We start from the raw sequence: 26,137 nt of genomic DNA, 5'->3' as shown, positions 1-26,137 counted from the left end.
TCCCTCTATGATCGCGCCGGAATAGTGGCCTAATGCCATCTAGAAGGATCTGGCATGTTGGGGTTTGTGCTCAGGACGAGGCGCGGTCTGCTGTCCGCTTTATTTTGCCTGGGCACGTTCGATGTGGCTCATGCGGCCTCATTTGATAACCCCGGTGTGACCGATGTGATCCGCGATCGCCAGGATCGGCTCCTCGAAGAACAACGCCGGCGTCTCGAAGAGCTCAAGGACTTGCCCGGCAAAACCGCAGCTCCCGTAACACCACCGGTTCTGCTCGAGAGCCGTTGTTTCCCCATCAAGACTATCGAACTCAAGGGCGCCGATTCGTTGTCCGAGGGCGAACGCACACGTCTGCTCAGGCCCTATATCGGCCAGTGTCTGGGCGTGCCGCAGCTCAATGAACTGCTTAAAGTCATCACTGACCGCTATATCGAAAAGGGTCTGGTCACCAGCCGCGCCTACCTGCCGCAGCAGGACTTGTCCGGCGGTAAGCTGAAGGTGCTGGTGGTCGAAGGCAAGCTCGAAGGCTTGAAGGGGGCTGACGGCAACGGTATTTCCGATCGTCAGTTGGCGATGACGTTTCCGGGCCAGCCGGGCGATCTGCTCAACCTACGGGAAATCGAGCAGATGGTCGATCAACTGAACCGCCTGCCGTCGAACCAGGCGCAGATGGAACTGGCACCGGGCAAGGCAGTCGGCGGCAGCGAAGTGTTGGTCAAGAACCACCCACAGAAACCCTGGCGGGTTGGCCTGGCCCGGCATAACGATGGTCAACGCAGTACCGGCGAACAGCAATGGGGCACCAGCCTCGACTGGGACAATCCCCTGGGGCTGGCCGATCAGCTATCGCTGCGCGGTGGCCATGATGCCAGCAGCGATCACCAGAAAACTTCGCGCAACGCGATGCTGTATTACAACCTGCCGTTCGGCTGGTGGAACCTGAGCTACACCTATAGCGAAAGCGAGTACCGCTCGTTGGCCAAGGCCAGCGGTTTCGACTTCAAGCAGACCGGCGACAGCCAGAATCACCAGTTGAAACTGGAACGGGTCATCTACCGCGATGGCCTGAGCAAGACCTCGCTCAACACCGGCCTGTCCTACCTGCGCACCAACAACTTTATCGAAGACAGCAAGCTGGACCTCAGCAGCAACCGCATCAGCGAAGCGCAGTTGGGCATCAACCATGGCCGGCGGATCGGCGGTGCCTTCGTCAACGTCGACCTCGGCATGCAGGAAGGCATCGGCGCCTTCGATGCCCAGGGCAATCACGACCCGAAGCCGGGCCAGACCGATGCCCGCTACCGCAAATACACCGCGACGCTGAGCTACCTGCAACCGTTCAAGCTGTGGGGCGAGTCCCTGAGTTTGAGCAGCCTGATGACCGGCCAGCGCAGTGAGGACGTGTTGTTCAGCTCGCAGCGCATGAGCCTGGGCGGACAGTCATCGATTCGCGGCTACAAGGACCAGACCTTGTCCGGCGACAGCGGCGGTTACTGGCGCAATGACCTGCGCTGGACCCGTCCGGTGGCCTGGGACTGGGTGCGTCCGGTGTTTGCCGAGTACGGCACCAGCCTCTCCATGGCCAATCTCAACGATGTCGGCGGCCAACTGGTCACCCATGGCGACCTGACGCTCGACGGCGACCGTTGGACCAACAGCAGCTCCCTGCAGGCCAGCCACCTGACCGTCAACGTCAATCACCTGAGCCAGACCGCGACCGGTCAACTGCTTGCCACCGCCGGCCTGAACGGCAGTGGTATCGATTGGAACAACGATGGCCAGATCGGCACGGACGGTAACGCCACGCTCGACCTGAGCGGTGGCTATGGTGGCCAAGGGCGTCTGAGCAGTGCCGGTGCCCTCGATCTGCACGCCGCCTTGATCAATCTGGGACAGGCCGGCAGCATCGCCGGAGGTGGGACCAGTACTGTCAACGTAGATGGCGTGCTGACCAGCCACGGCCGCCTCACTTCGGCTGCCGATATGACGCTGAACGCGGCGGCTATCGACAACTATGGCGCACTCGGCGGCGCGCAAAAGCTCACGGCAACTACCGGCGCGCTGCTCAATGATCATGGCCTGATCTTCAGTGGCGGCGATATGGGGCTGCGGGTCGATTCGTTGAGCAACAGCTACGCCAGCATCTACAGCCTGGGCAACCTGAGTATCGACCGCGACGGCCAAGGCGCGTTGGCCAGCCGCATCGTCAACAGCTCCGGCTCGATCCAGAGCGACGCCAGCATGAGCCTGACGGCCAGCACGATCCAGAACGTGCGAGCGGTATTGACCACCAACAACCAGGGGATCTACACCGCTTCGATTGTCGAAGTCCAGTGCATCGAGGGTTACAACGCCGGTGACTGCGGCGGCAAGCAGAACCATGTCTGGCAAATCACCCAGCGTGACAAGTTCGAAGTGACCGAGGCCAGCGCGGCATCCAGCATCACTTCCGGCACTCACCTGAGTATCCAGGGCGGTGACTTGCTGAACCAAAGCAGCACGATTTCCGCTGGTGGTGCCCTGAGCGCCACGGTCCTGAACCTGACCAACAGCGGTATCGAGACCGGGGAAACCGAGACTTCACGTACCTTCATGTCGGAGCGTACCCGCAACGCGGATATGTGGTACGCGTCCGCCGCCGCGTTCAACAACAGCTACTGGTTGCAGAGCGCAGGCTATAACCCCAATAACCTGGGCGGCCTACCAGGCGCCCTGAGTGGCTTTATCGGGCTGACCGAGATCGAACTGAGTCAGTTCCGAACCTCGCGGAACATTGCCTCCAGCGACCAGAGTTATGCCGCTGTCATCCAGGCGGGCGGGGCGGTCAGCGTCAATGCCCAGAACGGCTTCAGCAGCAGCGTTGTACGTGCGGGCTACACCTATGTCGGCGCCGGGCCGCGCACCGATACCCAGGCGCCGGCCAATACCTTCTCGACCCACCTCACCGTCAACCGGCAACTACCGCCGGACTTGGCACAGCAGCAGGTCAATCCGCTCAGTCTGCCGGGTTTCTCGCTACCTGTCGGCGAGAACGGCTTGTTTCGCCTCAGCGGCCAGACCAGCACGGCCAATCAACCAGCGGTTCACGTTCCGGGCCTGCCTGACACCTCTGGCCGGTCCAGCCCACAGAAATACCTGATCGAAACCAACCCGCTACTCACCGACCTCAAGCAGTTCATGAGTTCGGACTACCTGCTATCGAACTTGGGCTACGACCCGCAGGCCAGCGCCAAGCGCCTGGGTGACGGTTTCTATGAACAGAAGCTGATCCAGCAGGCCGTGACTGCCCGCACGGGCCAGCGCTTCATCGATGGCCAGACCTCCGATGACGACATGTTCAAGTACCTGATGAACAACGCCGTCGCCAGCAAACAGCAGTTGGACCTGCAACTGGGTGTCAGCCTGACCTCCGAACAGGTCGCGGCCCTGACCCACGACATCGTGTGGATGGAAAACGCGACGATGAACGGCGAGCAAGTCCTGGTGCCGGTGCTGTACCTGGCCAACGCCGACAACCGCCTGGCCGCCAACGGTGCGCTGATCCAGGGCAGCGATGTGACCCTGATCGCTGGCAAGGACCTGGTCAACGCCGGCACCTTGCGCGCCAGCAGCAACTTCACGGTCGCCGCTGGCAACGATCTGGTCAACAGCGGGCTGCTGGAGGCGAACAACCGCCTGGATGCACTGGCAGGCGACAGCCTGACCAACAAGGCAGGCGGCATTATTGCCGGGCGGGACGTCAGTGTGACGGCGGTGGTCGGTGACGTGACCAATGAACGCACGATCACCACCCATGAAAGCAGCACGGGCTATAAGACCGAGCAACGTACCTTTGCCGACAATGCGGCGATGATCGAGGCTACGCAGAGCTTGAGTGTAACGGCGGGGCGTGACCTCGATAACATCGGTGGCCTGCTGAAAAGTGGTACCGACACCACCCTCAAGGCTAACCGCGACGTCAATATCACCTCCGTCGAAGAGATCAACAGCAACACGCGGGGTACTCGCTATCGTGACCAGAGCATTACCCAGGATAGCTCCAGCGTTTGGTCAGGTGGCAATCTCACCGTTAACGCGGGGCGCGATCTCACGGCGGTGGCCAGCCAGATCGAGGCCAAGCACGACGTAACGTTGTCGGCGGTCGACAACCTGACCCTGGCGTCAGCCGCAGACGAAGAACACGACTATAGCAAGACCAAGAAAGTCACCTCCCAGCTAGACCATGTCAGCCAGGTAGCGAGCAGCGTCAGCGCCGGTGGTGCTGTCCGGCTCAATGCCGGCAACGACCTGATGCTGGTATCGAGCAAAGTCGATGCTACGACCGAAGCCTATCTGGTGGCGGGCGGGAAACTGGGCCTGCTGGCGGCCCAGAACAGCGACTATTCGCTGTATGACATGAAGAAAAAGGGCAGTTGGGGCCGCAAAAAGACCCAACATGATCAGGTCACGCAAGTAACCAATGTGGGGAGCGAGATCCAGGCCGGTGGCGATATCGGCCTGATCAGCAGCGGTGATCAGCACTACCAGGCGGCGAAGCTTGAGAGCGGCAATGACCTGACATTGCAGAGTGGCGGGAGTATCAGCCTGGAAGGGGTCAAGGACCTGCATCAGGAGGATCACGCCAAGAGCAGTACCAGCCTTGCCTGGAACACCATGAAAGGCAAGGGCAGCACGAACGAAACCCTTCAACAGACCCAAATGAGCGCCAAGGGGCAGATGGTCATCAAGGCAGTCGATGGCCTGCATATCGACGTCAAACAGGTCAACGAGCAGACCGTCAGCCAGGCCATCGATGCCATGGTTCAAGCCGATCCGCAACTGGCCTGGCTCAAGGAGGCCGAGAGACGCGGTGACGTAGATTGGCGACAGATCAAGGAAGTTCACGACTCCTACAAATACAGCAGCTCAAGCCTTGGGGTTGGGGCGATGTTGGCGATCATCATCATTGTCACGGTGCTGACGGCGGGAGCGGCAAGTGGGGCTATCGGTACTGTGGCGGGCGCTGGTGCCGAGGCCGGCAGTGGTGCGGCGCTGGCCGCAGCTGGCAGCGAGGCCATGGTCGTTGCGGGTACGGCAGTCGGGACCGTGTCTGCCGGTTGGGCCAATGTGGCGCTGACTTCGGTGCTGACTTCCATGGCCAGCACCGCTGCGGTCAGCACCGTTAACGACAGGGGTGATCTTGGCGCTGCGTTGAAAGACACGTTCAGTCGCGACAGTTTGAAAAACGCTGCTATCGGTGGCTTGACCGCCGGAGCCATCAGCTACGCCGATAGCACTTGGTTCAGATCGGCAGAGGCTGCCACAAATGGTGGTTCGCAGGTCATTGGCGCGGGACCGATACAGAACCCAGGTTATTCCAGTGACATGCTCACCTGGGGCAACGCCACCGACACCATTGTGCGTAGTGGGGCACATGCGGTTATCAGTAGCGGTATCTCCACGGCCATCAATGGCGGCAGCTTTGGCGGCAACCTGGGTAGCGCGCTTATCAATGAAGGGATAGATTTCGCGGCAGCGGCTGGCAACAAAAGCGTCGGTGATCTGGCCAAGATACTCAATGCCGATCCGGGGACCGCCCAGACCATATTGCTCCATGCCGCACTGGGCGGTCTGATTTCGGTTGCCAAGGGACAAGACTTTACCAGCGGCGCTATCGCAGGTGGCGTTGCCGATGGCCTGACACCGATCGCCAACGGGTTGCTGGCCCAATATGCCAGTGACCTGTTCGCCTCTGACAATCTGAGCCAGCAGGGTAGCCAGAGCAAGATTGCAACCGCCCAGATTATCGGGTTGATCTCTGCCTCGCTGGCCGGTGGCGATGCGTCTACGGGAAGCATGATTGGTGGATATGGCGAGAAGTACAACCTGCTGCTTCATGCGCAGGAAATACAGGATGCAGCTAAGAAGCTGTTCACGACAACCAAAGGCGGAAACCCCGAGGGCGATATTGCGGGGCAGGATCCTACCAATCAATCTGATGGCATAGGGATGCCTATTGGTGGATCATCTTCGGTAAACCCTGCGAACCAGACAGCCTTGATGGCCGCAGCCCTCATGGGGGGATTTGCCGGTAGATTTGGTGCTTTGGCATCTGTGTCGATGGAGGAGGCGCTGGCCTCGCTACCGGCTTTTGGAGGCTTGTTTAGTGAGGTGGGTGAGGGAGTTACTGAAGGAGGATTAACGAGCGGATCTGCAATTACTTCCGCTGAAGCGACGGGAGAAGGAAGCGATGCTGTTATCCGGCTAAGTCAGGGGCAGCAGCGCGCAATAAATAAAATCGACAATATTCTAAATAATTTCAAAAGCAGTGATATAGAGGGTGCATTAAAAGATATGGCTGGAGAGCCCGTGCCAAAAAATGACGGAACTTACTGGGATCACCTCAAGGAAATGAATGATACTTTGCGTGGATTAAGAAATCATGCGGAAACTCTAAAAGGGCTAGGTGATCCCGCTGCGCAAGCTGCACGGCAGCAGGCGCTGGATGCTATTGATCGTGTTGAGTCAGCTATGAAAGGTTTCGGGATATGAAAATAACTTTCTGCGATTTGGAAAAAAAATATAAAATTAACTGGCAATCTAGCAGTTCGTCTTCATCGTTGACTGAATGGTATAGTTCTATTCGCAATACTCCTGTTGAGTCTCTTGCGGTCGGTGATTTATGTCGTGCTATTAGGCAGGGAATTTATGTGCTCGAAGTTGTTCCAGTTGCGCTTGAGTTTCTTAGAGAAGATTTTCTGGCGGGATTTAAGTATGATGGAGAGTTGATTGTCGCCCTTGGTGAGTTGAGTAGTGAATTTTGGTCTGAAAATAGGGTGATGGCTGATGAGGTTTTTCTAATAGTTGACTCGTTTGTTTATTCTGGTATAGATGCGAGTCTTGCGATAGATATTTTGGTTTTGAAAGAGCGTACTCGTGGGCGATAGAAGAGTAAAGAGGACAGACTATGCTGATGTTTCCGGGTAAAAGGGAACGGATTTGAATGGCACTTACTTAACCTTCTTCAGGTGTCCATTTTTCCTGACCTCAGCCCTTGCTGATCGACGTGTTTTCATCAACATGGGGCATGATAGTTAGTTGATAAAAGTAAAAGGGGACGGATTTATTTTTTGATTTATTTTTTCCTCCATTTGCTATGCTGATATTTCCACGGAAGGAGGTTTTATGCCAAGAATGGGGCGTGTTGTCTTACCAAACTACCCTCATCACATTGTTCAACGGGGGCACAATCGTCAGGTCGTGTTTGCGAAGGCTTGTGATTTCCAGCGTTATTTGTACGATTTGCGTGAACTCAAGGACGTATTCGGAGTCAAGGTCTACGCGTACTGCCTCATGACTAATCATGTACATTTGTTAGTCGCTCCAGATGAGTCAACAGCTGGCCTTGGACAGTTGATGAAAGCTCTAGCCGCACGAATGACCCGCTATCGCAATAAGCTCGAAGGGCGTTCCGGCACTCTGTGGGAGGGGCGTTACAAATCAAGTCTCGTGCAATCAAATTGCTACCTGCTTGCGTGCAGTCGTTACATTGAACTAAATCCGGTTCGAGCAAAAACAGCTGTTCGGCCCGAAGATTATACTTGGTCAAGTTACCTGTCACGGTTTAGTGAGAAATCCTATGATAATTGGCTCGATACGGATCCTTGCTTTGAGGGTCTTGGTCACACCTTGGAGGATAGAAAACTTAAATATCGGAATTTTGTGAGTCAGGGTGTTTCATCTGAAGAGTTAACGTTGATTCGCGAATCGTTACAACGCGGACAACTGACCGGAAACTCTCGTTTTGTTGATGAGGTTGAGAGGATTATGGGCTTACGGATTGAGCGGCGTGGGCAAGGAAGGCCCGCCAGTCGTATCCGAAAATAAATCTGTCCCCTTTTTGTGTCCCCTTTTTGCACGGCCAACAGCACCGAGCATCCCGAGCAAGCGGCCCTGAGCCTGGCCGCAAGCGCGCAGCAGCGGGGCAAGCGCTTCGGCTTGCCAACTGAAGTGCGGCCAGTTGGGTTGCTGCCAGATCCAGAAAGGGCCATTCATAGGGGCTGCTCATCTGTGAGCCGATTAGCGCGAGTCTATTCGGCTCACTGTCTAATCAAGTCATTTTTGTAGGCTCTGACCGATATTCGCAGTGGCCGCCTCTTATACCGTCGCGTGACCGACTATTGAGATAGCAGTTCTTCGTATGAGTTGATGTAATTTTGGGCCATGATCTTTGCCGAGAAGCGCTCCTCGAAGGCTTTGCGCACTGTTTCGCGCGACAGAGTGTCCAAGAGCTGTAGGGCGGCAATGGCACCGAGTTCGTCTTCGACGATGAACCCCGAAATACCGTTGTCGATCACTTCAGGCACCGAGCCGCGGTTGAAGGCAATCACTGGTGTGCCGCACGCCATGGTCTCTATCATCACCAAGCCAAAAGGCTCGGGCCAATCGATCGGGAATAACAAGGCCAAGGCGTTGCCAAGAAAGGCGTTCTTTTCCGATTCGTTGATTTCGCCCACGTACTCAACATGGGGCAGGGACATGAGCGGTTTGATCACGGCTTCATAATAAGCGCGGTCAACATTATCGATCTTCGCGGCGACCTTGAGGGGAAGGCCGGCTTGTTCGGCGATACGAATGGCCTTATCGAGCCGTTTTTCCGGCGAGATGCGGCCAAGGAAAGCCAGGTAGCCAGGCCTGCTCCCGGGAATCGGCTGAAGCAGGTTTTCAGGTAAGCCGTGGTAGATGGTGGAGAGCCAGTTTGCCTGTTGTAACGGCAGGCGTTGGCTGTTGGAAATCGACACCACCGGCACCTGACTGAATCGGTTGAAGATGGGCTGATGCTCTGGCAGGTCGAGACGGCCGTGCAGTGTCGTTAAAAACGGGACCGGCTGGCGGGTGAACAGCGAAAACGGATGATAATCGAAGTGAAAGTGCAGCATGTCGAACGCGCTCGCCCGGCTGCGCACTTCTTCGAGCATTAGCATATGGGGCGCCAGGGTGTCGCGAATTGTCGGATCGAGGCGCAACGCCTGTGGCCAGAGCGCTTCGAGTTTGGCCGAGGTCCGTGAATCGCCGCTGGCAAACAGCGTGACCTCATGCCCGAGTTCAACCAAGGCTTCGGTCAGATAGGACACAACGCGCTCAGTACCGCCGTAGAGCTGAGGTGGAACGGCTTCGTACAGTGGCGCGATTTGGGCAATGTGCATTGTGGCAATCCTTGTCAAGACGCCAATCGGCGTATGGGGTCTGGTAGATCGACCTTCCCAGGTTGGCCATGCAAGCGACTGCGGGTTGCAGTGGCGCGGGAGCGACTTCTGCTCGTGTCGGGGAAATTTTTTTGGTCGCTATTAAGAACGTGAGTGACTAGGGGCGAAGAAATATAAATATTGTGCATGGAAACGCCGGTTTGTTAGATGCGTTTGCTCGCACGAACATCATTAATAAAATCGGTGTTCTTGTTTCTGTGCTTCCAAAAATCCGTGAGAGGCTTTTTTCGATGAGCCTTTGTCTACAAAATATCAATGGGGCAATAGTCTGTTCATGTGTTGCTGCTTGATTCATGTGCAGTGATCGTTTGGCCTTCCCGATGCAGATGGGGAGCTGCTGCCCTGGGCGTCCGCAGTTGTATTGCCGAATAGATAGCCATGATTTTCCTTGTATATGCCTGCGGTGCCGTTAGGTTGAGCCCCACCTCCCGGCGTACTGGATTTAATTGCTGTCATAATTTATCTATATTTTTAGTAAAGCACTGATTTACAAAAAAATAGCTACCACAGTCTGGCTTGTGTATTTGCAGTATTCTCCCTATCAATTTTCCACAAATATGTTGAAAGCTTTTTTAAGTGCTTACGGATATACATTGCATTGTTATCGGCCTCTATTAAGGTGGACTTGGTAGTGGTCATTTTTACTTGATGTATTCAAGATCATCCAAATACATCCGGGTCGCAACCTAATGCAAGGCAGCAGTATCCGCGCAGGCAGTCCGCCCGCAACGCCACCATCATGAACATAATGGGTTTGTCGTATTTTTTGGTGAGCATCTTTTGTGGCTCATTGAAGTTTTGATGTTAAAGAGCTTACGGTTACTCCGTCTACTGTAAGAATTGACAGGTGTTTAGGTTCTTTTGGAATAATGTTAATTCTTGATAGCGATAACTAAAGCCGAAGGGGCTGGGACTGGATGAGGTTGGGAGCGTGGTGGCTGCGGGCGTCATCCGCTTGGACTTCAGGATCAGTCGCGGGAGAGGAGCGGCTGACCCGCTCGACCCCAGCGAGGCTTAGCGCTGTTGAGGGGTTTTTGTGTGCCGGCCAGCGTTATCAGGCCGGCTCCAGCCACTCCATGGCTCCAGGGGCCCTTGTGGTTGGCCGTCTGGTGGACCGGTATCGGTTTGATCAATGTTTACTGTCCTGATGGAACAGGGCCAGTGGTTGATTTTCCTGGTTCCAGTCAGAAATACGACATCAAATCGCTGGAGCGTAAATGCGCATTAACGGCCTGTAAGCGTTCCAAGCCCTCCTTGCTCAAGTCCCTGGCGCCTGTCAGTTGAGCGGCACTGTGCAGTACGGTGTTCTGAAACCGCTCGACTTTCTGGGGGGCAAGGTATTGCGCCTTGACTTGTTTATGGGCCTTGATTCGAACGACCACGCCCTTTGGCAGCGCGATGCCTTTGGCGGCACAACCCAGGCACAAGGTGGCCAAGTCTGGCAGGTCCCGCACCTCGATTTCCTTGAGCTTTCCGCCTTTGGCGCTTCCGGACAACGGATGGGCTTCGTTTTGGTAAGAATAACTATTGATTTTCTGGCTGAACCCGGAGCGTAGTGAGTGTGAAGCCAGATTTTTAATTTTCTCGAAGCCGAATACCACGGGAACAATACGTCCTTGGTTGAGCATTCCCAGGTAGGGCGCCTTGCCGTTTTCCAGGGAATGTTGCAACACTCTCGCGGCGCGGCGATAGAATTGCATCAATTCAGGACCTTGAATGACTCGGCTCTGTTCGCCCGATCGTAGCGTGACGCTGGCGGGCATTTGCAGTTCGTGGATGTGCTGATTCAGAGGCGCGGTGATGAATTTTTTACCGCCATTGCCATAGATGTGCTTTTTGTGCAAGAACGTCTGCAACCAGGTGGTACATTCCTCGTCGCTCATGTGGCCCAGATTGGCGACATCTATACGAACTCCTGGGGCGTTGGTTTGCAGCGGTATGCCTGCTTTCAGCGCCGTGAGCATGACTTGCGTCAGGCGATGTTGCTCTGCCCTGGAATATGCATTGCTGGATTTCTCGCCTTGACCTGCCGCGTAAATCCTCGGCTTGGAACGAAATCCCTTGCGTGTGGTTTGGTCGCCCGTGCTTTCCCGGGTGCGGTCTGAAAAGAACACTTTGCCTTCCAGTGACTCGCTCCCACCCTTTTGATCCGTCACGCCACCGATCAATGCCTGGGATTGCAGAATTTCCAAACCCCACGGGCTACCGTGAATAGCTTCGGGCTTCATGTAACCTAGCGGCGCGGTCGGGTTCAGCGATTGCAACAAGGCCATGCGCAGCCCCGACCGGCTGCGTTGGTCGATATCCCGTTTGCTGTCGAGCACATCAAGCGGCGAGTGACCAGCTTCATCCAGTGTATTGGCGCGCGCACCCGCGTTGCGCAATTGCCTGATGAGCTGCTCGTTGTTGTTTTCGACAGCTGTATGAAGGGGCAATTTGTTCGAGTCATGACCATATTGCGTGGGGGTCGAACGCGGACCGATGCGATTCATGGATTCCTCATCAATAGAAAATTAATCTGTGTGGTGAAAAGTACGCATCAGGTTCCATTGCGTGAGCCTACGGATAACCGATAGCGTCACAGCTTGGAGCCGGTCGGGGTTACTTCAAGGCATAGGTCCTTGGCGTCGATAAGCCGGTAAAGCTTGTCCTTCGGCTTGGCGGTGCGGACGGTGGTATCTGATAGTGGCAAAGCAGCCCCCTTGCAGGCCGCACCAGGCGGGCATTTAGCCGACGTGGTGTGAGTAGATTTCTAGACCGAACTGGATCTACTCACATCTGTTTGGGCTTACAAGGGAACGGTGGGGGAACCATGGAAAGCAAAAAGCCCGCACGAGGCGGGCTTCTTGTGGGCTTCCGGGTGGTTTTGGCACCACCTGAAATTAATTAGTGGTGCCCAGAGACGGAATCGAACCGCCGACACGGGGATTTTCAATTCGCCAATGTCGTTGCAACGCTAGATTACACTGGCGTTCGCTTGAGTAAGGTACAGCACGGTAAAGTACTTATCAAACAGTGCTTTAGCGTACGGTACGCTAAGTTCGAGCTCGTTCGTGCTGTACCGCTGGTGTACCTGAAACACCATGGGGCGGAGCCTGGCTTGGAGGCGGTGTTTCATCGCTCGGCTCACGATCCGCGTACCAACCCTCGACTGGCTGCGGCAGCAGAGCTGCCTTGGTCTCGGGTTTTCGATCTGTTATCGGTCGTAGTGCATATCAACCTGAATTCCTAGGAGCTTGCTCTGAGGGCAATCGTCCTTCAGTTCAAGAACAATATTGTCTTGTATCAACGATTTGTACTCCTCTGGCGTAAACTCCTCGTCCATTCCTGATATTTGATCTGGGTTCAACGTTGCAATGTATTGCAGATCGTTCCTCTGTGTTGTTTCGCTTGCAATTCGGAAAAGTTCGGCTCTTTGCCGAACGTCCATGTTCGAATACAATCTACTATCATGGAAGATGAAGTCCATTCTGTGGTTTTCACGAAGAGATAAAATGGTCATGTCATAACAAAATATTCTCACTTCATTGATTCCGTCCGAACTATCATTTTCAATTCGTATGTCGAAATCAAATCGTAGCTTGTTTTTCTTTCCTTCGTTGTTATGCAGAGTTATCCCAGATGGCGAATTCGGATAAAATCTATTGGCATACTCTTTGAATACTTCAAAATTCCCTTCTCGTTCTTCTTTTGTTTCTTCGAGATAAGTATTAGTTTTGATTATTTCTTCGCTCATCTGGAGCTCTAGGTTCGCTTCTTTGTTGCTGTATTCAATCGATATGGCGTTGTAGTCTTTAACTTTTTGTAGCTGTGCAGTTAAATCGGCAATTTGATTTACGATGGTTGTATACTGATCGAGCGCGCGAGACTTTCCGAGTAGCTGAAGTTTTGCGTCAAGCTCGGTCTGTTTGCCTTTCAAAGTCGACTCTTCTAATTGAAGCTCTCTTAGTATTCTCAATTTTTCTTGGCTGAGCCGGGAAATTCGATTTTCTAGCAGTTTTTTATGAAAAGCGGATACTTCGTCTAAACGTTTTAGAGCTTCTGGTTTAAATTGCTGTAAGAGTTCATCATAGATGGTTTTGATCCGCTCCACAGGTAAGTCGGGCTGTTCTTTGATACTTCCATCTATATTTGTTATTGCGTTTTTCAAGAGAAAAATATTGTTCTTTATTTTCTCTGCAGTTTCCGAGAGTGCATCCGCATCCTTTTGGATGTCGTAATAGTCCTCAGCGACGATAAATGCGTCCCGGTTCTTTTCTAACTCTGAAATTTTCCGCTCTAGGTGGCGCAAGTGTATGTCAGGATCTTTGCCTCCGGAATAAAACTCCCTAATTAGCGGGTCATTTTTAAAGTTTTTTCGGAGTTTTTGAAGGTCATTTATTTCGTTGCGAATTTTGTTTTTGAGTGCGATGAGGTGTACATCGATGCCGAGAAGCAACGCATTTCTAATTAGGCTGTCATAGTCAGAATAGTCGCCGGTATCTCTAGGGTCTGTGTACTGTTTCAGGCCTCTGCGTATAAATTTTGGTATGAGCGAACGGAATGTAAGGCCGGGAACTCCTTTCGGGATCAAGAAACAATGCTGCTCCAGTAACTGATTTAAGGCTGCTAGCTTAATTTCCTGCTCGTCAAAATATACCACAGCTTGATTAGAGGTATTTCTTGAAATTGTATGTGAACCCGCCCCACTTTCAATTTCAAGTGAGAATATCCAGTTTGGGATTTTTTTCTCAAATTCGGCGTTTTTGCTAGAGCCTAAGCAGAAGTGAATCAACTCAGCTATCAGTGATTTTCCCACACCATTATAAGTTACAGACTTCGAATCCTGGGTTTTAGATCCAACAATTAGAGTAAGACCTGTCCGGTTGAATTCGATAGTTTTGAAGGAATCATGATTCGCGGTTAGGCGGATTAGGCGCATTTTTTTAGAACTCCCAGTTTGGCTGGTTCTATAGCACCAATAGCGAACAGAACGTCTACGGCTAAAACCAAACTTTCAAATGAGTGGGGCGATGGATATTCTTTTGCCAGCCGTGCTTGTCTAAACGCGTCCCATAGAGTGTCAATGCTCTTTGGTTCATCCAGTTCTTCCAAGATAAAGGAACCTAGACCAATCAGCGACTCGGCGAACTTAATGTGCTTGTCAGGCATTAGCACAAGGCGGCTCCTCAAAAATATCGCACGCTTCGAAAAAGAATGACATCACTACGAGCGCAGCATCTTGTAATTCCTTTTCAAGTCTGGCATCACTCACTGAAGGTTTTGGTGTGATCTCTTTTAAAATATAAAATAAGCGGTGATCTGATTCTGTAGCCTCATCAGCACTGCTGAGAGGGAATTCTATTTTCTTGCTAGACTCATATATCGCTTTTAACTTGTCTCTGATTTCCTGGCGCGTAAAGGTACTGTTTGCCCCGAAGTAACTTTCTAATGTGCCAGTTCTATAGTTTGCAGTGGTTAGCCATGAGCTGGTGACGTTGAGCCCGTTAAATTCTAATTTGGTTTGGAAGGATGGATTTGCCAAGGTCTGTAGAAGAGAGCGTTGAGTAGGATTTTCGGCAATATGTTTAACTACTTCATCTACAAGGCACAGACTCAAAACTTTTATGTCAGCAGGGTTTGGAAGAAATCCAATTACTGAGTTTATTTTATCGTCTTCTAGGTTAAGTAACTTGTCTTCCAGGTCTTTCGACAGAAAAGGTCGGCAGACAGAAAGATTATGGGTTTGCCGAATTTTTTCTAGTTTTGCTAGTGTTGTTGGATAACTGCCAGGCTGAATTCGATAGGCGTCATTTATCACGAAATAAAATTCTTTAACTCCTGCGGGGTAAACCTGATTGTTTCCCCACTTGGATAAGAGCCCGTTGAAGTCTTCTTCAATTTTTGACACAGCTTTCGCTTCATCAAAAACTTCAGGTGCATACACTTGATAGTATCTTCCTGATAGCGGTTCATGACCATCATTTTTCCAATCGCCCTCATTTCCTTGAGGCTTAACTGGCGCAAAGTCAGTGGAGTGATAGGTCATAATATTGGTGAAAAAATTCTGAAATGCCATGCCAGCCAGTGTTGCAACATGAGCTTTGAATATTATCCGTGCCAATGCCTTTTCTGTTCTATCCATGACAGTCTCCATGTTTTACTTTGCGCCTTGTGCGCTGCGCGCAACTTATAACATATTTTCTTGAGATTTGCTACTGGCCAGAGGGGTCTTAGTTGATATTTTTATAAGTTGTATTGAAGCTTTCGTCTTATACTAATTTTTACCTTTTAAATTAGATATGTAGTTATTGATATTTCTCTTTTGAATAGGAAACCCGAGACCAAGGCAGCTTTGCTGCCGCAGCGTGTCGAGGGTTGGGGCACGGTTTAAGCAGTTACAAGAGTCCACAGGTAAAGGCAAGGTAGCTGCAGATATTATTACGACTTCGCTGCTATCAGTTGTATCTCAGCGATTGCTCTCTACGTCTTTTCAGTCTCACTTTTGGAGGCGGAGCCCTTCATACTGTTCTTTTGCCTGTTAGAGTTGATTTTTTCAGGGCGTGCGCGATGTGGAAAATTGTCCAATTTCGGAATTGTCATAGCTTTGCCCGTGCTTGTTTTCGAGGTATGGGGCTGCGGGTTTGTAGGATGGACCGAGCTGCGTTGATGGCGCTAGGTACCACTCCGGCTCCGCCTGACTTTCCGATCTGAAATTGGCCGTAATAGCTTGCCGTCTTATTCACACAGTGCCCCATTGCCGCTGAGATATCGTCCTGAGCTATATGTCGACCGCGCTTGAGATCGCTAGCGAATGCATGGCGTAAACAATAGGGAGTCACCCTCGGTCCGTTCGGCCAGAGCTTTTTCCCTGCTGCAGTCATGGCCGCTCTGAAATTTGTTTGCTTCTCGATAGAAATGATAGCGCCACCGCTTGCCACCTGGTGCTTACCTTGGAGCACCTCGATGAGGCGGCGTACCAATGGATGACTGTGATCATCCAGTGAGTATCGAAGCTCCCTCCAAGGTTGTCCTTTACTTGCTGTGACCTTGATTCCACTGTCGATTCGTACCAGCAGTTCGGTAGCAGAAAAAGTCACGTTCACGCCTTTTTCAAGCTCACCTGGTCGACATCCGCAAATTGCGCTGACAAGGTAGGGGATCTGGTATTTGCCATGCTCAGTCTCGTCGGCCATCAGATCGCGCCAGTTGGACGGCAGTTTATGAAGATCTTGGCGCTTTGACCTTCGTCTTTTAGTCTTTTTTAGTGGGCAGGCATCTGTACTCTCTGCGATCGCATTGAGCATTTTCAAGGTGCCATTAATGACCTCTATATGCCGATGGAAATCCTCTGTGTGCTGCCCTCGCTGCGCCTTATCCTGAAGGCGAATTTGCCTCTCAAGCACCTGCATCAGAACGTATTTAATGGCCGCTTTGCGTCTGTGATATGTCGACTTGCTTGTTGTATCTCGGATGGCAGGAAGTATTTTGTCGATATCCGATTCGCTTTTGGCGAGCAGCCGCTTAGCCTCGCTCTCATAGCCTTTTATGGTTTGCTCAGATAGAGAATTGGACACCTGATCCTTTAAATGCTGTCTGGCCTCTACGATGAGAGCAAATGCTTCTGACTGTGTCCTCATACCTGTTCCTTTTTTGTGACCTGAGACTTTTCTGTGGCTGACGGAAAGGGCGCTTTTCACTACGTGAATCGACTACGTCGACCAGCGCCCACATTCACGCAGGTGCGTGAATGTGTTTTATCTTTAGGTCACATGTGGCGTATCTTTTTTAGGTCACTGATGACTATCGTATTTAGGTCACGAGTGGTCCTATTTACATGTCCTGAGATTTGGATTTTTGCTATGGCAGGACGCACGAGTACATAAAGCAAGGTTGGCAACTACCGTTAACTTGCCCGCCTGTGAGGACCGGGATTAATCCCGCAGGGCAATTAAATCCACCTGTCATTTGGTTTACGTAAGTCCCGGCTCCACCAGTCATGAATCCGCTGCCAATGCCGCGGATGCTACCCGCCCCTTTCCATGCGCCGGATTGGCAAGATAGTGTTAGGCCTGCCGCATTTCGACCGACTAGGCCATTGGGGGAGCACGCCGCGCCTTCAGTCGCGACGCCGTTGAGCTGTAGATACTCACCTATGGTGGTTCTGCCGTTAGACTGCAAAGTCCCACCCGCAATCGCCCCGCCGGTGTAAACGCCCTTGTCACCATAGGAGCGAACCCAGCTAGGATCGGTCATGTACCAGCCGCCGTTCCACTTTTCGTTGTACCAGCCAGTGTCGCCGCGAGTCCTGAACCAGCCGCCGGTATAGGTTTCACCGGTGGTGTCCGTTGTACCCGCTTTAACTGTGCCGGTAACCGCAGCGTTGCTGGCGTTTACGGTCGTTGCATTGACATTAGTGGCGTTCACATTTGCAGCGTTGTTGAGGTTGTTTCCCTTCATATCGATCGAGGTGTTCATTTCATTGACTTCCGGATGGCCCGGCACGGCGTTCCGATAGAGGTAGTCGTTGGTGAGGGCTCCATCATCAAAAAACAGCGCGGTCGCAAGATGGCCTTCACCTGGTGAAATGCCATAGGGCGCCAAAGAAACATTCCACCCTCCATATGTACCTTCAACGACACTGGTATCGATGTTCGAAATGTACCCGCCTCTTGCACCCACCTGCTTGGAGATTCGACGGATGCTGGTTTCCGGAATTGTTTCCCCTCCGGTAGTGATGACCAAGGTTTGAAGCTTGTTTGCTGTTGGCTTAATAGCAAGCACCGAATAGCTTTGGCCAAAGTTATTTATGTCAGTCATGCTAGGTGGTAGATAACCGGTGTTTTTAAGCATGCCCACGGTAATGTTGGCCGGCTCCGTCGGTGTTGCGACATTGAGAACGGCGGCGTAGTTGTCTTTAATGTATGCACTTGCTGCATCCGAAATGATTTTTTGATGATCAGCCGCGGATTGTCCCGCCATGTTATCTGCATGGTCGAACATCGCTTGAGAGCCAATCCCCAATGCGGCTACCACCAGTATCAGTACAACGATCATTTCGATTGCGGCAAAGCCTGATTGCCCACTGGATTTTAAGTTGATTTGCTGCTTGAATCTCCGCATGATTTCTCTCTTTGAGTTTTAGTCTGCTTTGGAGGTTTTGAATGAGTAACTCTGATTATCAAGGTGGTCTTGGTGCCGGTTTTGCTCGCGCACGATCCATCCAGAATGAATATGAATCTAAGATTGCTGAGTGGCGTGCTTACTCAAATAAATTAAAGACTCAAGTTTCTGCACTGAATGAGCGTGTGGTAATCATGCAAGCCGATTTCGACGCAAATAATCATTTGCTCCGCTTGCTCATGGATGAGTTAAGGGCTGTAAAGCCAAACTCTCATCTGTTACTCAAGCAAAATCGTGATGCCATTCGCCAAGAGGTTTTCGAGGAATGCATGATTGAAAGTGGCTATGAAGTTTCAAGCCCGAAAGGCTTTTCCCGGTAATAACCTCTTTCCCCAGGACTGAGTTCTCAGTCACCTGGTCTCGGGCCACTTCCAAGAAGATCTTTATTGCTTGGTGAGTTTGAGCCGCTCGGCCCCGGGGTGCCGCTTCCCTCCGGCCCAAGTGACTTATGCCCGCCCCCGCCTAAGCCTCCAGACGCCCCATGTTTGGCCTCTCTGACACCACCGATGAAAACATCGTGACCGCTGTCGCCAGTGCTCTGGGCGTCTCCGATGCCGCCGGCAGCGTGACCAATCCACCGAATGATGTTGTCTGGCACCCAATGGATCAGGCTAAAAACAATGTGCACGACAGTGGTCATCACGATTACATAGATGGCCACGTAAGCTACGAAGGAGACTATCCCAGTCATGGAATCAGCCTGAATGCCTGCCACAACGGACATGAAGCCAACGTTGATGAAGCCCACAATCGGCTGCGTCAGTAGCATTCCGCCTATCAGTCCAAACAGCATGAGCGCTGGGCGCATTACCAGCGAGAGGATCATCATGTAACCCTGGCCGGCCTTGCCGACTGCATCGTCGCCGTCCGGGTGAATGTGCGCAACGGCGAACAGGGGGGCGGCAATCACTGACTCAAGCACCAGGACGAACCAGTTCACTACGGAGGTAATCCATGTGATAAATGGGATCATTGGCACATAGGTGCCCAACGTAGCGCCGAAGAAAAATAAACTGATCAGTAAGACTGTGATCAATGAGGAAAGAAATTGGAAAACAGCTCCGGCGTCGAAGCCGACCTTCACCGTCGCCTGAGCTGCCCAAGAGTTTGAGACGCCCACCGCACTTGCCATTGCAGCCATCATCACCTCACCGGTCGTGACGATCACATCTCCGAAGGATTTCATCTGGCTCATGTGGTTCAAATTCGAGCCGGCAATGCTTTGAGTCATCTGGTTGATAGCACCCATGAAAGGCGCCGAAAGCATTTTTTTGACGTACTCCCATGCCCCTTCGCCGTCCCTTGGTGCGCGAATGTTCGTATCGGTGTAGTAAACGTTTCTGATGGACTCAACCCGATTCTTTGCGTATTCATCGGCTGTCGTGATGACGTCCTGATACGTCTGCAGTGACTCCTTCGTTTCCTTGTCGACGATGTCGATGGGCTCGGCTGCCGGTAGAGCATTCAAGGTCGACTGCATGACGTCGTTCATTTTGACGATGTGGTTGTACCATGTTCCGGCAAAGAGCCACCCGCCGTCTTTCGCGCCTGAGAGGAAGTCAGCCCGGGCTCGATCGCTAGTCTGCGAAACGGCTGTTTTGGCTGCCGCCCGAAGTGAGTTTTCATACTTGTTTGCCGCAGAGTCGAGGGCACCAGCTTCAGGCTTCTGCCCTGCAACGATCTGCTGAGCCGTCGGACGAATATCGAGGATCATCTGCTGAACGGCTTTTGCATGGGCTGCGAGGATCGGCTCCTTGATGATCTTTGTGTTGCTGTTGCCTTCCGAGGCCTCCCAGCTTTGTTTCCAGGTCAACGCGCCGCAAACATCAGGATTCATGTAAGAGCTGTCGTTGGCTTTCCATTTGTAGTCGATGACTGTGTACGAGGCATTGGCGTACCTCTGGATCATATTCGCCGCACCATAAACTGGGATGGCGTCCGGAAGAGCCACATTGAGCTCTCCGGTATTTACCACTTTGCGTGGTGAGGAAACCGCCTGAATCTTGGTTGAGCGCCCTGAGGCCGCAAACTGTTTGTTCATGGCTGCGGCGCACACCTCAAACTTCAGAATACTGGCCGCCAATGGTCGCGAATCAGGAATCATTGGGCGGGTGAGCATCCCGTCTTTCCCCATCTGGTCCACAGCCTGGCTCCAGATCGCGTCACCGATGCCGACGCCTTGAATTGCGAGCCAGAGCACGATGATTTGGATCAGCGAGTAGCCATGCCCGAGGGGGAGCAGCAGGGCGGTACCGCCGACAGTCCGAAGCGGAATCCAGATAGAGCTCATTTTCTTGCCAAGCACCTCTCCGTCATGCGCGGAGTCGATCGTGCCTTTGATCGTGGTGTAGCCCACGAAAAGCATGCCAAGGAAGAGCACTGCGCCACCGAAGACTCCCATCATGGAGCCCATAACGTCCTCGGCTTCCCCTGTTTGGACATTGCCTCCTGAATGGATGGTGCCGACGATGGATCCGAATACTTCCTCCAGAAAGTCGATCGACGTATCACCTGGTGGTGGAGTGAACTGCTGAAAGGGGCCGCCTGCGGCTAGGACTGGTCCGCAGGAAAGAGCCGCAAGCAGCGTCAGCAAATGGAGGGATAATTTCATTTCTCAACACTCGATCTATTGGCTGAAACTTCGGTTACCGCCAAGGCGTCGTGCACGTACAGCAACGCGTAGGGCACCCCGGCAAGCCTCCAATACGAGCCGTGGCCATTGAGATAGAGTTGCATCGATATGTAGGCTGCGGCCGCGGTCAAAGGAAATATCCACCATCGGCTGAGACGTCCCCATATTCTATGTTGCCCTGCGGGTAACAAAATATTAGACAGTAGAAGTAATAGATAGAACATCCGATTTGTTAAAGTTGTAAGTTGGGGCGAAGAAAGAAGTAATTTTACGCGCGGCATGATAGAAGCTCCGCAACTTCAATGGTTCGGTAGAAGATCCTCCGTCCGACCTGAACTTTGCAGTTTGAGAGCCCTACGGCAAGCTTTGAACGTTGAAGTAAAAAAGCTCTGAGACCACCTGGGGTTTTTTCCAGAAGATTGGCCATCTGGTCTTGGGAAAGAAGCGGCCCATAGCGATGTAAAAATTCGGATTCGAATGTGGGCTTAAGATTAGTAGCTGCGTTCATTGACGGGCTCTCGAGTTAGGAAGAGTGCGCCCAGATCATTTGGAGTTTGTTTGTTTTTTGTCAAATGTATTGTTGCGTATTATTTTTTATGCGCTTTTTGAGTTTATGGGTGTTTGAGCTGAATTTTCGAAAAAACCCTATAACGAGTGATTATCAAATTTTAGTTGTTATAGGGTTTGTGTGGCGAAGTGTGCTGTAAACCCCCAAATTTAAAATTTTTCATAAAGGGCTTTCAGTTGGGCGGTTGTGCCCCATATCCATTCACCTTGCTCCCCATAGACGTTCACTTTACGCTCCCCATAAGCTTTCACCTTACAAGAAGCTGCTCCCCATAAACGTTCACCATACGCCCCATATCTGTTCACCTTCTCCCCATAAGTATTCACCTAACTGGTACTGTGGGCCACGTAGATCAAGGTGTGGAGTGTGTCTAAAGCTTTGTTTTGTATTGGCTAAAAGAAAAACATACAAACAGCACTGGACGGGAGGGAGGTTATTACCGAAACTAAAAGAAGTCAGCGCTTGCCCGGGGCGGCAACCCCAGGCAGCGCCTAACCACCAAGACCGCAGGAGGTCCTGAAATGGCTATGTCGATTGTATCTGAAAATCTTGTTGAAGATCTTCTCTACGAAGCGTCCCCGGAAGCTGATGCTCCAGAGTTTGACCACGAAATGAAGGGGCTCTGCGCCACGCTTCAACCGGCTCTTGATCAGGTTATTGCTGCCTATCAAGCTGCGGCGACGACGCTTTACACCGAGCGTGCGTTTCGTCTGTTTCTGTCAAACTTGATTTCGGCTGTGGAAGATTGATTGGAAAAATGAACGCTCCCTCTCATTCTCATCCGCTATATCGATTAGCGTGCTGCCCCTTTAAGCACGCTGAAATAGAGACCTTTGTAGAATTTGCTCTATTGATATGGTACTCGGATAATCTGCGGCCTGAAGAAGTGTTCAGAGATCTGGGAGGGGATGAAACCTCAAAGCGGAGGGCGATTTATTTAATCGATCGATTTCGACGTTATCCTTGCTTGACGGATGAGCGCGCAGAAACGTTAAGGCTGTTCGTTATGGGGTGGGATAGTTTAAAGCCAGAGACTAAAGTTCAGCGTAAAGACAGCTCTATAAAAAGCCTAGACAAGCTAGCTTTTGAGTGGGGCCTAGATGAAGATGTGGTGCTTTTGGCCAAACATGTTTTGAAATATCAAACTAGGCATTACGCAGCGACTGTCGGGATGAGAGCGGGATATTGAAAGGGGCCGTTTTAATGCTAACGCAGCTCGTGTCTAGGCCTAGATTTTTCGACCTAGACTGAGCTTTCGAAGGTAGGTCGTTTAGCGCTTGTTCCCGTAGGATCTCGCAATTTCTCTGATCTGCTCAAATGTACCGGTGAAGCCTGACAGATCAATTTTATCGAAAGGCGCGACTCGCGAAAGGATATAGTCAGCAAATTTGTTTTTTGAAAGAGCTACGTTGACTTTTTTGCTCATGTCAATTATTTCACTGTCGTAGATTAGAGACTGCTTATTTGGTAATCGGCAAAATAGCGGTTTTTCACCTTTAAAGCAGCTAAGAGAATCGAATTCGTCCTTTGAAAATAATCTTCTACCTTCAATGTCCTCTTGGAACAACTGTTCATCTTTATAAAGGTGTTCAATACAAACAAACTGAGTGTCACGAAAATCAGGTACAGGGATCACCAGGCTGAACACGTTGTTTCCGTGATCTTTATAGCTTCCCGGAGAGCCACCCATGTTACTAATTATGTCTTTCTCATCCCGGTCGAATATACAGATAGTCAGATGGCGTTGCAGTGCTTCACTTAAGTTTTCACATAAAGCCTTAAGTGCGGGGCTTCCGGATTTTTTTGTCTCTTTAAAAAGTATATTTAGGTCGTCGAACTGGTTGGATCTTTTAAAATGCTCATAGGCATTTTTTAGGTGTTTGTTGTCTGTAACACCTTCTGTATAGATATGAATTTCCTGGGCAATAGCTACGGTTATTTTTCTTTCGTCTAGCTTGTAGGTGTCATCAAGAGCTTTTAGCCTTCGAGCAAGTGAAAGAAAAACTGGGTCTGAGTAACCTTTTACGTGACCAATATGGTTAATCTTCCCTCTTACGACCCATTTAAATCGGGAGTCTGACTCGCTATGGCGGCTTTTTTTGTCGACTTTTTCTTTCCAGAAGTTTTCTGCAGACTCTAGTCCATGTTTTTCCCAAGAGTATAGTGCTGCCCTCACTTCTCGCGTGAACTCGCGAGGGACGTTTACTTTCTTATTAACTACTAAGCCAGTAACTATTTGCCGTTCAGCCCGGCTTCGAAGAAATGCCTTTTCCTCGTTTATAGCAAATCCCGCGCCTTCGATTAAGTTCTTAAGTTCTTCTCCAATTTTTACGCTCCCGTCCTCCATCTTTTCAGCTATTATTCTCGGAAACATTGCACCGCTATTGGAGAAAAATATGTCATCGGCATAACGGGTGTAGTAACACTTGTTTTTGGCGGCAAGCTCTTTAAGGGTGTAATCTAATCCCTTGCACACAAGATTGCTAATTAGAGGGCTAGTAGGGGCGCCCTGAGTTAATCTTCCATCCTTCGTGCATAAAAAGCTAAGTGTTCTAGCGGCATCTCGGGATAATGAGAAAGGGGGGCTGGAAAATATGCCAATAACTCTTCTTTGAGTTATAGAGTGGAAAAAATCTTTTAGGTCTACTCGCAAAACCCATCTCTGAAAATCGTGGACGTCTGCATTTTCAACAATTCCTCGATCTTGAACATAGGCAAATACACATGCCCTTGGCTTATAGTAGGGCTCGAATTTACCAAGGATGGTTTTCTGCAGGTCTTTTAACCCTTTCACTGGCGCTTCGATTATGCGCTCGCCGCCGCCTCTTTTGCTTATAGTGAAAGTTTTATATTTTTTATGATCTGGCAGGAAGTATGCGTAATAAGTAAGTCGGCCTAAACTGATCCCCAGTTCCGCAGCTAGTTCTTTATTGTTTTTTATTTTTACAGCGGGGGCTAGGAGATCTAAAAATGAGGCGGGTAGAGGACTTACTTCGGGGACAGACATGCTTCCATTCTCTGCTGCGGAATTAGGTGGACTGCCCAGGACTCCAACTCCGGAGAGATGACCTCTATCCGGCCAACTCGAAGAGTCAAAGGTAAAAGCGCTACAAGCCAAGGCGAATTCGCCTCAGAAATGCGAGTCCTGAACAGTCGCGTGTCTATGGTAGTATCAAATTGATGGCTCTGGAAGCCCCGTCGTTAAATCTGCCGCAGGATAATTCGCCTTCATTGGATTGTTTAACAGCTCTTGCTTTTTAGAGTCTGCTTTATCGAGCTTCTTGACCAGATCGTCTGTTCTCAAATGCGTATAGCGTTTGAGCATCTGCATTGATTTGTGGCCACTGATAGCTGCCACCTGCTGATCTGAAAACTCACCGGTTTCAACGAACCGACTCACTGCCTCATGACGGAGGTCATGAAAGTGAAAGTCCATGATCCCAAGTTTTTTCTTCATTGCATTCCAGGCATTTGAGAAGACGTAGGGGTGTCGTTTGCCATCCTTGCCGGGATTGCCAAAGAAAACCAAATCGCAATCTGTTGGGCGAACAGGGTTGTCTAGGGCTTGAGCCAGTACGTTTGTGGCGATCTTACTGAGAGGTACTGAGCGATACCCGCCATTCTTGGTGTCTGGGAGGTTAGCTACGCGTTTTTTTAGGTCGACCAGGTGCACGCGTAGGGTAATAAACTCTGAAGTGCGCATACCGGTTTCTAGGGCGATTCTGAAGATCCAGCTGAGCATTGGGTTGCTGTATGTGCTGACGGCTTTTAGCAGACGTATTTCTTCATCGAGTGAAAGGCGTCGATTACGCCCTGGCCCTGGACTTGGCTTGCGGATGTTTGCTACCGGATTTTGTGGGAGGCCGATACGCCATTCTTGAATGGCCACAGTGAAGAGGTGGCTCAGCAGAGCTAGCTCAAGGCGCACAGTGTTGTTGCCGACATTTCGCGGTATGACGAGGCTGTTTTCCTTGAGCTTTGTGTTTACGGGCTCGCTTAGGCGTTTATCGCGGTAGCCGGCGACGATGTCTGGGGTTAAAGCTGCGAGCGAATAGCTTCCCAGTAGGCGAATGAGCGGCTTGGCCTTGGTCTTTTCAGATTTTTGTGTGGAGGCTTTTTTGGAGGGGGTTACTTCAAGGAGGTAGCGTGTTAACGCTGCTTTCAACGTCATTTTTTCTGAAAGGGTGCGACGTATGTATAGTCCGCGGACCATTTCGTCCTCGGTACCACGAGCCCAGTCTTCGGCATCACGTTTGGTTCTGAATGTCTTGGAAGCTGTTGGCCATCCTTGTTTTCGGACGACTGCTTTCCATGTTGCGGAGGGGGTCTTTACTATTGTCGCCATCGCTGTCTCCAGAGCTTACGTATCGGCACTGTACCGAAACTGTACCTCTGGAGCGAGGGACTAAGGCTTAGTGTTGCGCTAAGCCTTGAAATTAGTGGTGCCCAGAGACGGAATCGAACCGCCGACACGGGGATTTTCAATCCCCTGCTCTACCGACTGAGCTATCTGGGCAACGGGGCGCATTA

The 26,137-nt window shown here is 51.4% G+C and carries 16 protein-coding genes, 1 tRNA gene and 1 pseudogene; 6 read left to right on the top strand and 12 right to left on the bottom strand.

Translation table 11 applies throughout. The annotated features are described in order from the left end of the window. The first annotated feature begins 54 nt into the window (after positions 1 to 54). The 3 genes from AWM79_RS25940 to AWM79_RS24470 all read left to right on the top strand — a co-directional run bounded on the left by AWM79_RS25940 (position 55) and on the right by AWM79_RS24470 (position 7,866). Positions 55 to 6,531: a ShlB/FhaC/HecB family hemolysin secretion/activation protein gene (locus AWM79_RS25940; protein ID WP_082712627.1), complete on the top strand. Its 6,477-nt coding sequence runs from the start codon at positions 55 to 57 to the stop codon at positions 6,529 to 6,531. Beyond that, on the top strand, positions 6,528 to 6,926 hold the full coding sequence (locus AWM79_RS25020) for a contact-dependent growth inhibition system immunity protein (protein WP_143063316.1): 399 nt from the start codon (positions 6,528 to 6,530) through the stop codon (positions 6,924 to 6,926). The genes AWM79_RS25940 and AWM79_RS25020 overlap by 4 nt, the downstream gene beginning before the upstream one ends. A gap of 238 nt (positions 6,927 to 7,164) precedes the next feature. After that, complete coding sequence (locus tag AWM79_RS24470; protein WP_074862435.1) at positions 7,165 to 7,866, top strand: transposase; 702 nt, start codon at positions 7,165 to 7,167, stop codon at positions 7,864 to 7,866. 9 nt (positions 7,867 to 7,875) lie between these two features. Here AWM79_RS24470 and AWM79_RS24465 read toward each other — a convergent pair. The 8 genes and pseudogenes from AWM79_RS24465 to pilV form a co-directional block, all read right to left on the bottom strand. Then, positions 7,876 to 8,034: pseudogene (locus AWM79_RS24465) on the bottom strand (DUF4172 domain-containing protein); the annotation flags it as partial. Between the two features lie 122 nt (positions 8,035 to 8,156). After that, the gene (locus AWM79_RS15205; protein WP_060783175.1) at positions 8,157 to 9,185 is read right to left on the bottom strand and encodes a glycosyltransferase family 4 protein; all 1,029 of its coding nucleotides are present in this window, start codon (positions 9,183 to 9,185) and stop codon (positions 8,157 to 8,159) included. Between the two features lie 1,244 nt (positions 9,186 to 10,429). Continuing rightward, on the bottom strand, positions 10,430 to 11,737 hold the full coding sequence (locus AWM79_RS15200; RefSeq protein WP_017132517.1) for an ankyrin repeat domain-containing protein: 1,308 nt from the start codon (positions 11,735 to 11,737) through the stop codon (positions 10,430 to 10,432). 704 nt (positions 11,738 to 12,441) lie between these two features. After that, positions 12,442 to 14,166 (bottom strand): DUF2326 domain-containing protein, encoded by a 1,725-nt coding sequence (locus tag AWM79_RS15195; protein WP_060783174.1) that lies wholly within the window; start codon positions 14,164 to 14,166, stop codon positions 12,442 to 12,444. After that, the gene (locus tag AWM79_RS25415; protein WP_208599908.1) at positions 14,157 to 14,396 is read right to left on the bottom strand and encodes an ABC-three component system middle component 6; all 240 of its coding nucleotides are present in this window, start codon (positions 14,394 to 14,396) and stop codon (positions 14,157 to 14,159) included. Before AWM79_RS25415 ends, AWM79_RS15195 begins: the two co-directional genes overlap by 10 nt. Next, positions 14,389 to 15,369, bottom strand: coding sequence for an ABC-three component system protein (locus tag AWM79_RS15185; RefSeq protein ID WP_060783172.1), 981 nt, complete (start codon positions 15,367 to 15,369; stop codon positions 14,389 to 14,391). The genes AWM79_RS25415 and AWM79_RS15185 overlap by 8 nt, the downstream gene beginning before the upstream one ends. A gap of 454 nt (positions 15,370 to 15,823) precedes the next feature. Beyond that, positions 15,824 to 16,924 (bottom strand): site-specific integrase, encoded by a 1,101-nt coding sequence (locus tag AWM79_RS15180; protein ID WP_156430113.1) that lies wholly within the window; start codon positions 16,922 to 16,924, stop codon positions 15,824 to 15,826. A 160-nt stretch (positions 16,925 to 17,084) separates the two neighbouring features. Then, positions 17,085 to 18,347, bottom strand: coding sequence for a shufflon system plasmid conjugative transfer pilus tip adhesin PilV (gene pilV / locus AWM79_RS15175; protein WP_060783170.1), 1,263 nt, complete (start codon positions 18,345 to 18,347; stop codon positions 17,085 to 17,087). A 41-nt stretch (positions 18,348 to 18,388) separates the two neighbouring features. Here pilV and AWM79_RS15170 point away from each other — a divergent pair, with 41 nt between their 5' ends. Next, the gene (locus AWM79_RS15170) at positions 18,389 to 18,727 is read left to right on the top strand and encodes a hypothetical protein (RefSeq protein WP_060783169.1); all 339 of its coding nucleotides are present in this window, start codon (positions 18,389 to 18,391) and stop codon (positions 18,725 to 18,727) included. Positions 18,728 to 18,753: 26 nt separating this feature from the next. On the opposite strand, the gene AWM79_RS15165 is transcribed toward AWM79_RS15170, so the two are convergent. Beyond that, positions 18,754 to 21,018, bottom strand: a complete 2,265-nt coding sequence (locus AWM79_RS15165; protein ID WP_060783168.1) for a DotA/TraY family protein — start codon at positions 21,016 to 21,018, stop codon at positions 18,754 to 18,756. A 1,110-nt stretch (positions 21,019 to 22,128) separates the two neighbouring features. On the opposite strand from AWM79_RS15165, the gene AWM79_RS15160 reads away from it, so the two are divergent. Then, positions 22,129 to 22,356, top strand: coding sequence for a hypothetical protein (locus tag AWM79_RS15160; RefSeq protein ID WP_060783167.1), 228 nt, complete (start codon positions 22,129 to 22,131; stop codon positions 22,354 to 22,356). Between the two features lie 8 nt (positions 22,357 to 22,364). Then, positions 22,365 to 22,796, top strand: coding sequence for a hypothetical protein (locus AWM79_RS25410; protein ID WP_208599907.1), 432 nt, complete (start codon positions 22,365 to 22,367; stop codon positions 22,794 to 22,796). An 81-nt stretch (positions 22,797 to 22,877) separates the two neighbouring features. On the opposite strand, the gene AWM79_RS15150 is transcribed toward AWM79_RS25410, so the two are convergent. The 3 genes from AWM79_RS15150 to AWM79_RS15140 form a co-directional block, all read right to left on the bottom strand. Beyond that, positions 22,878 to 24,614 carry a reverse transcriptase domain-containing protein gene (locus AWM79_RS15150; protein ID WP_060783165.1) on the bottom strand — a complete coding sequence of 579 codons (1,737 nt, stop codon included), beginning with the start codon at positions 24,612 to 24,614 and terminating at the stop codon, positions 22,878 to 22,880. 165 nt (positions 24,615 to 24,779) lie between these two features. Further along, complete coding sequence (locus AWM79_RS15145; RefSeq protein WP_082712626.1) at positions 24,780 to 25,952, bottom strand: site-specific integrase; 1,173 nt, start codon at positions 25,950 to 25,952, stop codon at positions 24,780 to 24,782. A gap of 95 nt (positions 25,953 to 26,047) precedes the next feature. Next, positions 26,048 to 26,123 (bottom strand) — tRNA-Phe (locus tag AWM79_RS15140). Positions 26,124 to 26,137 lie beyond the last annotated feature (14 nt).

This window comes from Pseudomonas agarici, assembly GCF_001543125.1.
GTDB lineage: Bacteria > Pseudomonadota > Gammaproteobacteria > Pseudomonadales > Pseudomonadaceae > Aquipseudomonas > Aquipseudomonas agarici.
This window is presented reverse-complemented; position numbering and strand designations above follow the sequence as displayed.